The 11716-nt window shown below is 64.5% G+C and carries 9 protein-coding genes; all 9 read left to right on the top strand.

What is annotated here, in order from left to right:
- Window positions 1-48 precede the first annotated feature (48 nt).
- Complete coding sequence (locus tag RHIBR816_RS0125460) at window positions 49-990, top strand: aspartate carbamoyltransferase catalytic subunit (protein WP_018239427.1); 942 nt, start codon at window positions 49-51, stop codon at window positions 988-990.
- Complete coding sequence (locus tag RHIBR816_RS0125455) at window positions 987-2279, top strand: dihydroorotase (protein WP_018239426.1); 1293 nt, start codon at window positions 987-989, stop codon at window positions 2277-2279. The genes RHIBR816_RS0125460 and RHIBR816_RS0125455 overlap by 4 nt, the downstream gene beginning before the upstream one ends.
- 30 nt (window positions 2280-2309) lie before the next feature.
- Window positions 2310-2921, top strand: a complete 612-nt coding sequence (plsY, locus tag RHIBR816_RS0125450) for a glycerol-3-phosphate 1-O-acyltransferase PlsY (RefSeq protein WP_018239425.1) — start codon at window positions 2310-2312, stop codon at window positions 2919-2921.
- Window positions 2921-4081 carry a DNA-processing protein DprA gene (gene dprA, locus RHIBR816_RS0125445; protein ID WP_018239424.1) on the top strand — a complete coding sequence of 387 codons (1161 nt, stop codon included), beginning with the start codon at window positions 2921-2923 and terminating at the stop codon, window positions 4079-4081. The genes plsY and dprA overlap by 1 nt, the downstream gene beginning before the upstream one ends.
- A 201-nt stretch (window positions 4082-4282) precedes the next feature.
- Window positions 4283-6943: a type I DNA topoisomerase gene (topA, locus tag RHIBR816_RS0125440; RefSeq protein ID WP_026187416.1), complete on the top strand. Its 2661-nt coding sequence runs from the start codon at window positions 4283-4285 to the stop codon at window positions 6941-6943.
- A 2-nt stretch (window positions 6944-6945) separates the two neighbouring features.
- Window positions 6946-9312 carry a ribonuclease R gene (gene rnr / locus RHIBR816_RS0125435; protein WP_018239422.1) on the top strand — a complete coding sequence of 789 codons (2367 nt, stop codon included), beginning with the start codon at window positions 6946-6948 and terminating at the stop codon, window positions 9310-9312.
- 42 nt (window positions 9313-9354) lie between these two features.
- Window positions 9355-9810, top strand: coding sequence for a DUF983 domain-containing protein (locus RHIBR816_RS0125430; protein WP_018239421.1), 456 nt, complete (start codon window positions 9355-9357; stop codon window positions 9808-9810).
- A complete protein-coding gene (locus RHIBR816_RS0125425) occupies window positions 9807-10514 on the top strand; it encodes an NUDIX hydrolase (RefSeq protein ID WP_018239420.1) in 708 nt (235 codons plus the stop codon). The genes RHIBR816_RS0125430 and RHIBR816_RS0125425 overlap by 4 nt, the downstream gene beginning before the upstream one ends.
- 12 nt (window positions 10515-10526) lie before the next feature.
- Window positions 10527-11711 carry an MFS transporter gene (locus RHIBR816_RS0125420; protein ID WP_018239419.1) on the top strand — a complete coding sequence of 395 codons (1185 nt, stop codon included), beginning with the start codon at window positions 10527-10529 and terminating at the stop codon, window positions 11709-11711.
- Window positions 11712-11716: the final 5 nt, after the last annotated feature.

The raw sequence follows: 11716 nt of genomic DNA, 5'->3' as shown, positions 1-11716 counted from the left end.
GGTCACGTTCTATAGAGCGAGCCAAATTCCAGCATGCAAGGGCGGCTCATGATCACTTTCCCGCATCGCCACCTGCTTGGCATCAAGGGGCTGACAGAACAGGACATCACGCTCCTGCTCGATCGCGCCGACGACGCCGTGAAGATCTCCCGTCAGAGGGAGAAGAAGACCTCTTCGCTGCGCGGGCTGACGCAGATCAATCTCTTCTTCGAAGCATCGACCCGCACGCAATCGTCCTTCGAACTGGCCGGCAAGCGGCTCGGCGCCGACGTCATGAACATGTCGGTCGGCAACTCCTCGGTGAAGAAGGGCGAGACGCTGATCGACACGGCGATGACGCTGAACGCGATGCACCCGGACGTGCTGATCGTTCGCCACTCGTCCGCCGGCGCCGCAGCACTGCTCGCGCAGAAGGTATCCTGCTCCGTCGTCAACGCCGGTGACGGCCAGCACGAACATCCGACGCAGGCACTTCTCGACGCGCTGACGATCCGCCGCGCCAAGGGGAAGCTGTCGCGGATCATCGTGGCGATCTGCGGCGACGTCCTGCATTCGCGCGTTGCCCGCTCCAATATTCTGCTGCTCAACCAGATGGGGGCCCGCGTCCGCGTCGTGGCGCCGGCGACCCTGCTTCCCTCCGGCATCGAACAGATGGGGGTCGAGGTCTATCGCTCCATGGCCGAGGGCCTGAAGGATGCGGATGTGGTGATGATGCTGAGGCTCCAGCGTGAGCGCATGGCCGGTTCCTTCGTCCCGTCGGTGCGCGAGTATTTCCACTACTACGGACTCGACGCAGAAAAGCTGAAGGCGGCCAAGGACGATGCGCTCGTCATGCATCCGGGACCGATGAACCGCGGTGTCGAGATAGCGTCGGAGATCGCCGACGGACCGCAAAGCGTCATCGAACAACAGGTCGAGATGGGTGTCGCAGTGCGAATGGCCGTCATGGAAACGCTCCTTCTCTCTCAGAACCAGGGGCCGCGCGTATGACCAGACCTCTTGTTCTCGTGAACCTGCGCATCGTCGATCCGTCGCGAGACCTCGACGAGATGGGCACGATCATCGTCGGTGGCGACGGACGGATCCTCGCGGCCGGAAAGGACGCCCTGAACCAGGGCACGCCTGCGGGCGCCTTCGTCAAGGACTGCGCCGGCCTTGTCGCCGTGCCGGGCCTCGTCGATGCCCGCGTCTTCGTTGGCGAACCGGGCAGCGAATATCGTGAGACGATCGAGTCGGCCTCGCGTGCGGCGGCGACCGGCGGCGTCACCTCCTTCATCTCCATGCCCGACACCAATCCGGTGATCGACGAGATCGCACTCGTCGAATTCGTCCAGAAGACCGCCCGTGACAAGGCGCTCGTCAATGTCTACCCGGCGGCCGCCGTGACCAAGGGGCTGCTCGGGGTGGAAATGAGCGAGCTCGGGCTGCTTCGCGATGCGGGCGCCGTCTGCTTCACCAATGGCCGGCAACCGGTGCACGACACGCTCGTGCTCCGCCGCGCGATGACCTATGCGCGCGAGTTCGGCGCCGTCGTTGCGCTCGAGACCCGCGACAAATATCTCGGCGCCAACGGCGTCATGAACGAAGGCCTGCTGGCAAGCTGGCTCGGCCTTCCCGGCATTCCGCGCGAGGCGGAGATCATTCCACTCGAGCGCGACCTTCGCATCGCCGAACTGACGAAGGCCGCCTATCACGCCGCCGAAATCTCCGTTCCCGAATCGGCCGATGCCGTGCAGACGGCGCGCGAGCGCGGCGCGAACGTCAGCTGCGGCATCTCGATCAACCACCTGACGCTGAACGAGAACGACATCGGCGAATACCGGACCTTCTTCAAGCTGGCGCCGCCGCTGCGCGGCGAAGATGACCGGGTCGCGATGGTCGAGGCGCTTGCCTCCGGCAAGATCGACATCATCGTCTCCTCGCACGATCCGCAGGGTGTCGATACCAAGCGCCTGCCTTTCGCCGATGCGGCGGACGGCGCGGTTGGCCTGGAAACCCTCGCGGCAGCCGCACTTCGGCTCCACCACAGCGGTCAGGTCCCGCTGATGCGGCTGATCGATGCGCTCTCGACGCGTCCCGCGGCGATCTTCGGCCTGGAGGCGGGCACGCTGAAGCCCGGCGCCAAGGCCGACATTACCGTCCTCGATCTGGACGAACCCTGGGTCCTCTACGAAAAAGAGCTGGTTTCCCGCTCCAAGAACACGCCATTCGAAAATGCGCGCTTTACCGGCCGGGTCGTGCAAACCTATGTTGCCGGCAAGCTCGTCCATTCATCATGAGCCGACGCATTTAGGCGGGGGGAGGAACCGGTGGATCTGTTTTCCTGGCAGCTGGGGCTGCCCGCAACATTCTTGTGCCTCGCCTTCGGCTACCTGCTGGGCTCCATCCCGTTCGGCCTGATCCTCACCCGCATGGCGGGGCTCGGCGATGTGCGCAAGATCGGCTCCGGCAATATCGGCGCGACGAATGTGCTGAGAACCGGCAACAAGAAGCTTGCGGCTGCCACGCTTCTGCTCGACGCGCTCAAGGGAACGGCAGCAGCCGCGATCGCATCTGCCTGGGGCGTCGAAGCCGGCATCGCCGCTGGCCTCGCCGCCTTTCTCGGCCATCTCTTTCCGGTGTGGCTGTCCTTCAAGGGCGGCAAGGGCGTCGCCACCTATATCGGGATCCTGCTCGGCCTTGCGCCCCTGATGGTGCCCGCTTTTGCCGCGATCTGGCTCGCCTCGGCCAAGATCACCCGATATTCCTCACTGTCGGCACTGGTTGCCACCGCGGTCATGCCGATTGCACTCTACGCAACCGGCTACGGGAAGGTCGCCCTCGTCTTTGCCTTGATGACGGTGATCACCTGGATCAAGCATCGCGCCAATATCCAGCGGCTCCTGAGCGGTACGGAAAGCCGGATCGGAGAAAAGGGATAATGCCGAACGGCAGCGCTCGACGTAACGGAACCGCGCTGACGGAACGGCAGAGGATCGCCTGGCTGCGGCTGATCCGCAGTGACAATGTCGGTCCTGCGACCTTCCGGGATCTCGTCAACCACTTCGGCTCCGCGGAAGCGGCGCTCGAGGCGCTGCCGGAGATGTCGCGCCGCGGCGGCTCTGATCGACAGTTTCGCATCGCATCGCTGGCGGATGCGGAGCGCGAGCTCGAAGCAGCGCATCGGTTCGGCGCCGTGTTTGTCGGGATCGGCGAACCCGATTACCCGCCGGCGCTTAAGGAAATCGACGGCGCCCCGCCGCTTCTTGCGATGAAAGGCAACCTCCGGGCGGCCAGCCGCCCCTCGCTCGGCATTGTCGGCTCGCGCAACGCCTCAGTGAGCGGTGCGAAATTCGCAGCGATGATTGCACGCGACGCCGGTGCCGCCGGCTACGTCATTACCTCCGGCCTCGCCCGCGGCATCGACACCGCCGCCCATCGCGCCAGCCTCGAGACCGGTACGATTGCCGCACTCGCCGGCGGTCTCGATCAGCCCTATCCGCCCGAAAATGTCGGCCTCCTGCAGCAGATCACCGCGGAAGCGGGCTTGGCGATCAGCGAAATGCCGTTCGGCTGGGAGCCGCGCGCCCGCGATTTTCCAAGAAGAAACCGCCTGGTCGCCGGCATCAGTCTCGGCGTCGCCATCATCGAGGCCGCCAGCCGTTCGGGGTCGCTCATCACAGCCCGCTACGCGGCCGATTTCGGCCGGCTCGTCTTTGCCGTACCGGGCTCACCGCTCGATCCCCGCTGTCACGGCACGAATGATCTCCTGAAACAGGGGGCGACCGTCACCACCTCCACGGCCGATGTTCTCGAGGGATTGGCGCCGCTCAGCCGCGACGATCTTTTCTCGCGCCTGAACGCCCGGGAACCGGCTGTCGAGCACGCACCCGCGGGGCCGCCGGCAATTGCGGCACCAGGCGAAAGCGACCGCGCCCGGATCGTCGAAGCGCTCGGACCGACGCCGGTGGAGATCGACGATATCATTCGCCACACCGGCCTTGCCGCCTCCGAGGTCTATCTCGTCCTTCTCGAGCTCGATCTTGCTGGTCAACTCAGCCGCCACGGCGCCAATCTCGTATCGCTTGCTCCACCGCAATAGGCGGCAAACGCAGCCACACACGCTGAAGTCGCAAAACGAGCTACCGAGAGTTGCGGAAAATCGAATGTTGCGGTTTGGTTGCGGTTCGCTATTTTCGACAAACCCCTTGACCGCGCCCGAATCCCTGTCCATTTCGTGGCCACCATAAAAGGCCGCGCAACACCTGCGCCTTGCCAGAAGAGATTGTCTCAGAGAATGACGATGAATGTTGTAGTGGTGGAGTCGCCTTCCAAGGCCAAGACGATCAACAAGTATCTCGGCCCCGGCTACAAGGTACTTGCTTCGTTCGGCCATGTGCGGGATCTGCCGGCCAAGGATGGATCGGTCCGCCCGGACGAAGACTTCGAAATGTCGTGGGAAGTCGATGGCGCCTCCGCCAAGCGGATGAAGGACATTGCCGACGCCGTGAAGTCGTCGGACGGGCTGATCCTCGCAACCGACCCGGATCGCGAGGGTGAGGCGATCTCCTGGCACGTGCTCGATCTTCTCAAGAAGAAGAAGGTGATCGGCGACAAGCCGGTCAAGCGCGTCGTCTTCAATGCGATCACCAAAAAGGCCGTGCTCGATGCAATGGCGGAGCCGCGCGACATCGATATCTCGCTGGTCGACGCCTATCTCGCCCGCCGCGCGCTCGACTATCTCGTCGGCTTCAACCTTTCGCCGGTCCTCTGGCGCAAGCTGCCGGGCGCGCGCTCGGCCGGACGCGTGCAGTCGGTATCGCTGCGTCTGGTCTGCGACCGCGAGGCGGAGATCGAGCGCTTCGTCACCGAAGAATACTGGAACATCTCGGCACTCCTGAAGACACCGCGCGGCGACGAGTTCGAAGCGCGCCTTGTTTCGGCCGACGGCAAGCGGCTGCAGTCGAAGTCGATCGGCAACGGCGAGGACGCCAATCGGCTGAAGGCCCTGCTCGACGGCGCGAGCTATGTTGTCGAGAGCGTCGAGGCCAAGCCGGTCAAGCGCAATCCCGGTCCGCCCTTCACGACCTCGACATTGCAGCAGGCCGCTTCCTCCAAGCTCGGTTTCTCGGCGTCGCGCACCATGCAGGTGGCGCAGAAGCTCTACGAGGGCGTCGATGTCGGCGGCGAGACGGTCGGCCTCATCACCTATATGCGTACCGACGGCGTGCAGATGGCACCGGAAGCGATCGACGCCGCGCGCCGGGCGATCGGCAGCCAGTTCGGCCCTCGCTACCTCCCGGAAAAGCCCCGCTTCTATTCGACCAAGGCGAAGAATGCGCAAGAAGCGCACGAAGCCATCCGGCCGACCGACTTCAACCGCACCCCCGATCAGGTGCGCCGCTTCCTCGACGGCGACATGCTGAAGCTCTATGACCTTATCTGGAAGCGCGGCATCGCCAGCCAGATGGCATCGGCCGAAATCGAGCGGACGACCGCGGAGATCGCGGCCGACAATGGCGGCAAGAAGGCCGGCCTCAGGGCCACCGGCTCCGTCATCCGTTTCGACGGCTTCATCGCCGCCTATACCGACATGAAGGAAGACGGCGAGCAGTCGGACGACGGCGATGAGGACGGCCGCCTGCCGGAAATCAATGCGCGCGAAAATCTCGCCAAGCAGAAGATCAACGCCACCCAGCACTTCACCGAGCCGCCGCCGCGCTATTCGGAAGCGACGCTGATCAAGAAGATGGAGGAGCTCGGCATCGGGCGCCCTTCGACCTATGCCGCGACGATCAGCACGCTCGTCGACCGCGACTATGTGACGATCGACAAGCGCAAGCTGGTGCCGCAAGCCAAGGGCCGGCTGGTGACGGCCTTCCTCGAGAGCTTCTTCACCCGCTATGTCGAATATGATTTCACGGCATCGCTCGAGGAAAAGCTCGATCAGATTTCCGCCGGCGAACTCAACTGGAAGGACGTCCTGCGCGAGTTCTGGAAGGATTTCTTCTCACAGATCGAGGACACCAAGGAACTGCGTGTCACCAATGTGCTCGATGCGCTCAACGAGGAACTGGCACCGCTCGTTTTCCCGAATCGCGAAGACGGCGGCGACCCGCGGACCTGCCAGGTCTGCGGCACCGGCAAGCTGTCGTTGAAGCTCGGCAAATACGGTGCTTTCGTCGGCTGCTCCAATTATCCGGAGTGCAACTACACGCGCCAACTGTCGTCCGACAGCAATGGCGAAACGGAAGCGGCCGTGTCGAGCGAACCGCAGAGCCTCGGCAAGGATCCGCACACCGGCGAGGAAATCACATTGCGCAGCGGCCGCTTCGGGCCTTATGTCCAGCGGGGCGATGGCAAGGATGCCAAGCGCGCCAGCCTGCCCAAGGGCTGGACGCCGGCGACGATCGACCACGAAAAGGCGCTCGCCCTTCTCTCGCTGCCGCGCGATATCGGCAAGCACCCCGAAACGGGCAAGATGATCTCGACCGGGATCGGCCGCTACGGGCCGTTCGTGCTGCATGACGGGACCTATGCCAACCTTGAATCGGTCGAGGACGTCTTCTCGATCGGCCTCAACCGCGCCGTTGCAGCACTCGCCGACAAGCAGTCCAAAGGTGCAGGCGGCGGGCGCGGTCGCACGGCCGCGGCTGCTCTCAAGGACCTCGGCGAGCATCCCGGCGGCGGAGCGATCACCGTGCGCGACGGCCGCTTCGGCCCCTATGTCAACTGGGGCAAGGTGAACGCCACCCTGCCGAAGGGCAAGGATCCGCAGTCCGTGACCGTGGAAGAAGCGCTCGCATTGATCGCCGAACGTGAATCGAAGGGCGGCGGCGCGAAGGGCAAAGCGACGAGGGGCCGTTCCGCAGCGGCAGCCAAGAGCACGGCGGCGAAAACGGCGAAGCCCAAGGCTGCCGCCAAGACGAAGAGCAAGACGGCTGCGAAGGCCAAGAAGGACTGACATTGACCAGAATTCCGCGCGATCCGACCGAGCGGCCCTCGAAAGGGGCCGGCAAGAAGCAGTTCCGCGCGGCCAAGGCGGCACCCGCCGCCAAGGAAACGATCGTCCATGGCGCCGTTCCACCACGCGACGTGCTCATGCGCTTCATCGCCGAGAACCCGCAACAAGCATCGAAGCGGGAGATCGCCAAGGCATTCGGGCTGAAGGGCGAGGCGCGTGTCGAACTCAAGGCGTTGCTCCGCTCGCTGGAAGAGGACGGGCTGGTCGAGAAGAAGCGCAAGTCGCTCATTCGCCCCGGCGCTCTGCCGCCGGTCACCGTTCTCGACATCACCATTCGCGACGTCGACGGTGAATTGATCGGACGGCCTGCCGAATGGCTCGACGACGACGGCGTTGCGCCGGCCGTCCTCATCCGGCAATCGGCCGTCGGCAAGGCGAAGGGCAAGGTGCCCGTTGCCGGCCTCGGCGACCGTGTGCTTGCCAAGATCTTCCCTGCAAAGGAGCGGGGCGGTCCGGCCTATAGCGCACGCATCATCAAGGTCCTCGACAAGCGCAAGGATGCCGTGCTCGGCGTTTTCCGCGCGACACCGGGCGGCGGCGGGAGGCTGATGCCGATCGACAAGCGGGGCGAGGAAGTCCTCGTCGATCCGGAATTCACCGGCGAGGCCAAGGACGGCGACCTGGTCGAAGTGCATCTCGCCCGCCTCGGCCGCTACGGTCTGCCCCGTGCCCAGGTGCAGAACGTCATCGGTTCCGTCGCCTCCGAGAAGGCGATCTCGATGATCGCCATCCATGCGCATGGCATTCCGCATATCTTCCCGGAACGCGTGCTGCAGGAGGCCGATGCGGCAGAGGCCGCGACCATGGCGCATCGCGAGGACTGGCGCTCGCTGCCGCTCGTCACCATCGACCCGGCCGACGCCAAGGACCACGACGACGCCGTCCATGCCGAGCCGGATTCCTCCCCCGACAATCCCGACGGCGTCATCGTCACGGTGGCGATCGCCGACGTCTCCTGGTACGTCCGGCCGAAATCGGCTCTCGACCTCGAAGCGCTGAAACGCGGCAATTCGGTCTATTTTCCCGATCGTGTCGTGCCGATGCTTCCCGAACGCATCTCCAACGATCTCTGCTCGCTGAAGGAAGGCGTCGATCGACCGGCGCTGGCGGTACGGATGCGCTTCTCGAAAGAGGGCCGGAAGGCAGGCCATACGTTCCACCGCATCATGATGCGTAGCGCCGCAAAGCTTTCCTACAGCCAAGCCCAGGCCGCCATCGACGGGACGCCGGACGAGAAGACCGCGCCGATCCTGGACACGATCCTGAAGCCGCTGTGGGAAGGCTACCGCATCCTCAGTCGCGGGCGGGAACGGCGCCAGCCACTTGAGCTCGACGTGCCCGAACGCAAGATCATCCTGAAGCCGGACGGAACCGTCGACCGGGTCTTCGTGCCGCAACGCCTCGACGCCCACAAGCTGATCGAGGAAATGATGATCCAGGCCAACGTGGCCGCGGCCGAGACCCTGGAGCAGAAACGGCAGGCACTGATCTTCCGCGTTCACGACCAGCCATCGCTTGCCAAGCAGGAAACCCTGCGCGAGTTCCTGGCGACGCTGGACATCTCGCTTGCCAAGGGCGGCAGCATGCGCGCCAACCACTTCAATGGCGTTCTCGCTCGCGCCGACGGCAAGCCCTTTGAGACCATGGTCAACGAGATGGTGCTCAGATCGCAAAGCCAGGCGATCTACAGTCCGGAGAATATCGGCCATTTCGGCCTCAACCTGATGCGCTACGCCCATTTTACCTCGCCGATCCGGCGCTATGCCGACCTCGTCGTGCATCGGGCGCTCGTGATCGCGCTCGGCCTTGGCGAGGGCGGGCTGACGCCCCAGGAAGAGGGCGTACTCGACGATATCGCCGCGGAAATTTCCACCTTCGAGCGACGCGCAATGGCCGCCGAGCGCGATACGGTCGACCGGCTGATCGCCCATCACTTGAGCGGACGCGTCGGCGAGGAGTTCGACGGGCGCGTTTCCGGGGTGACCAAGGCGGGACTTTTTGTCACCCTCCCCGCCTATGGCGCCGACGGCTTCATCCCTATATCTACGCTCGGACGCGACTATTTCATCTATGATGAAGCGCACCAGGCCTTGTCCGGCGAAAAATCCGGCCTTGGTTATCGTCTCGGCGACCCGGTGCGTGTCAAGCTTGCCGAAGCCGTGCCGCTTGCCGGTGCGCTTCGCTTCGAGATGCTGAGCGAAGGGCGAAAGATGCCGACGGCAATGCGCTCCTTCCACAAGGCCGGCCGGCGTGATCGCGTCAATGCAGGCAAACGGCCGGGTACGCGGCCGCCGCGCGGCAGGCGCTAGCTGTCAGCAGCGGATTCGGCCCCGTTCAACGAAGGATTTGGGATGACGGCAATGGCAACGGACAGGCTTCGGCTGGGTAGCGCGCAGCATGAGGAACGGCCGGTCGGCCGCTCGGTTAAGCGCGGCTTTCTGAGCAGATGTCCCGCCTGCGGCAACGGCCGACTGTTCCGTGGCTTCGTCAAATCGGTGGATGCCTGCGCCACCTGCGGCGAGCGCATGGACCATCACCGCGCCGACGACTTTCCGCCCTATATCGTCGTGACGATCGTCGGCCATGCCGTGCTCGGCGGCTACATGATGACGGATCTCGTTCTACCGCTCTCCACCTGGCAGCATCTGGCGCTCTGGGCGCCGGTGACGCTCGTCAGCGCGCTTGCCCTGATGCAGCCCGTCAAGGGCGCGGTCATCGGGCTGCAATGGGCCTTGAAGATGCACGGCTTCGGTGGACACGAGGATCGGCCGGAAGACATCCTGCCGCCGCGAGATCCGTCGGCATGAGGCCGGATCGAGGCAACGGCAGCCGCCCCCAGCCGCGGGGCGGCACGTCGGCGCTCAGACCGCGGGACGCGGCATCGATCATGCTCCTCGACCGCTCCGGCACGGAAGTACGCGTCCTGATGGGACGGCGCCACAGCGCCCATGCCTTCATGCCGGACCTCTATGTCTTTCCAGGCGGCCGCCGCGACCCGACCGACCATCGGCTGGGATTTTCCGGCGATCTCAATCCGACGGTGCTGCACGCCCTGAAAGGAAGCGAAGGACGGCCCATCACCGACGCACGGGCGCGGGCGCTGGCGCTGGCGGCAGCACGAGAGCTCTTCGAAGAGGCAGGTGTCCGCCTCGGCGCGGAACACGGCCGGCTGGATGCTCCCCTTCCCTTTCTTCCCGATCTCACAAACTTGCGCTATATGGCGCGGGCCATCACGCCGCCGGGACAAGCGCGGCGGTTCGACACGCGCTTCTTTGCGGTCTTCGCGGATGAAGCCAAGATCGATCCGTCCGAGGTCCTGGAAAGCCGGGAGCTTCAGGATTTGCAGTGGATCGATGTCGATGACTTCTCGTCTCTCCAAGTGCCGGAGATCACCGCAATCATCCTGGCGGATCTGAGAGCCGGCCTCGAGGCGGATTCCTCGCTTCCTCATGACCGGGCAATCCCGTTCTACTTCACGCGCCGCGGGCGCTTTCTTCGCACGCTTCTCTAGGGATCCTGCCGAATGTCGAAGCCGCAGTCCGGCACTTCCGCGCCGGTTGACGAAATTCACTGGCCTTCGCTGATCGCTGCGGTCGCCTCGATCACGGCGGTGGGCATCGCCATCGGCCTCGGCCTTCCGCTGCTCAGCATCATCATGGAGAAGCGCGGAATTTCTTCGACGCTGATCGGCCTCAACTCGGCGATGGCGGGGCTTGCTTCGATGGCGGCGGCCCCGTTCACGACGAAGTTCGCGCACCGCCATGGCGTTGCACCCACCATGTTGCTCGCGATCGTCTTCTCTGCGGTGAGCGCGCTCGGCTTCTACTACATCACCAACTTCTGGCTCTGGTTCCCACTCCGAATCGTTTTCCACGGCGCCATCACGGTGCTGTTCATTCTCTCGGAGTTCTGGATCAATGCGACGGCGCCGCCGAACAGGCGCGGCTTCGTGCTCGGCATCTATGGCACGGTCCTGTCGCTCGGCTTCGCCAGCGGCCCCCTTCTCTTCTCGATTTTGGGCAGCGAGGGCATCCTGCCCTTCGCAGTCGGCGCCGGCGTCATCCTGCTTGCAGCCATTCCGATCTATCTGGCACGCGACGAAAGTCCGGTCCTCGACGAGAAGCCGGACCGCCACTTCATGCGCTATGTCTTCCTCGTGCCGACGGCAACGGCCGCCGTCTTCATCTTCGGCGCGGTCGAATCGGGCGGTCTCTCGCTCTTCCCGATTTTCGGAACGCGTGCCGGCTTCACCGAATCACAGGCGGCCCTGCTGCTGACAGTCATGGGTGTCGGCAACTTCATCTTCCAGATCCCGCTCGGCATGCTCTCCGATCATGTGAAGGATCGGCGGACAATCCTGTCGGCACTGACATTGATCGGCCTCATCGGCGCCCTGTTCCTGCCGATGCTGGTCGAAAGCTGGTTTCTGATGGCGCTGGTTCTGCTGTTCTGGGGCGGATGCGTCTCCGGCCTCTATACCGTCGGCCTCAGCCATCTCGGCTCCCGGCTGCAGGGCGCGGACCTTGCGGCGGCCAATGCCGCCTTCGTCTTCTCCTACGCCGTCGGCACCGTTGCCGGGCCGCAGGTGATCGGCGCCGCCATGGATGTTACCGGTAACGACGGCTTTGCCTGGGCGATTGCCGGCTTCTTCGGGCTTTATGTCGTGCTTTCGCTCGCCCGCATTGTTTTGAAGCCAAAACGGCCTTGACTTTT

It is taken from the genome of Ensifer sp. BR816 (genome assembly GCF_000378985.1).
Classification (GTDB): Bacteria; Pseudomonadota; Alphaproteobacteria; order Rhizobiales; family Rhizobiaceae; genus Sinorhizobium.
The sequence above is the reverse complement of the archived record's forward strand: the minus strand, read 5'-3'. Positions and strand labels throughout refer to the sequence as shown.

Excerpts from the sequence above, each read along its gene's own strand:
- RHIBR816_RS0125460 (WP_018239427.1), top strand. The coding sequence starts at position 49 with ATGATCACTTTCCCGCATCGCCACCTGCTTGGCATCAAGGGGCTGACA.
- RHIBR816_RS0125455 (WP_018239426.1), top strand. The coding sequence starts at position 987 with ATGACCAGACCTCTTGTTCTCGTGAACCTGCGCATCGTCGATCCGTCG.
- dprA (WP_018239424.1), top strand. The coding sequence starts at position 2,921 with ATGCCGAACGGCAGCGCTCGACGTAACGGAACCGCGCTGACGGAACGG.
- topA (WP_026187416.1), top strand. The coding sequence starts at position 4,283 with ATGAATGTTGTAGTGGTGGAGTCGCCTTCCAAGGCCAAGACGATCAAC.
- RHIBR816_RS0125430 (WP_018239421.1), top strand. The coding sequence starts at position 9,355 with ATGACGGCAATGGCAACGGACAGGCTTCGGCTGGGTAGCGCGCAGCAT.
- RHIBR816_RS0125425 (WP_018239420.1), top strand. The coding sequence starts at position 9,807 with ATGAGGCCGGATCGAGGCAACGGCAGCCGCCCCCAGCCGCGGGGCGGC.
- RHIBR816_RS0125420 (WP_018239419.1), top strand. The coding sequence starts at position 10,527 with ATGTCGAAGCCGCAGTCCGGCACTTCCGCGCCGGTTGACGAAATTCAC.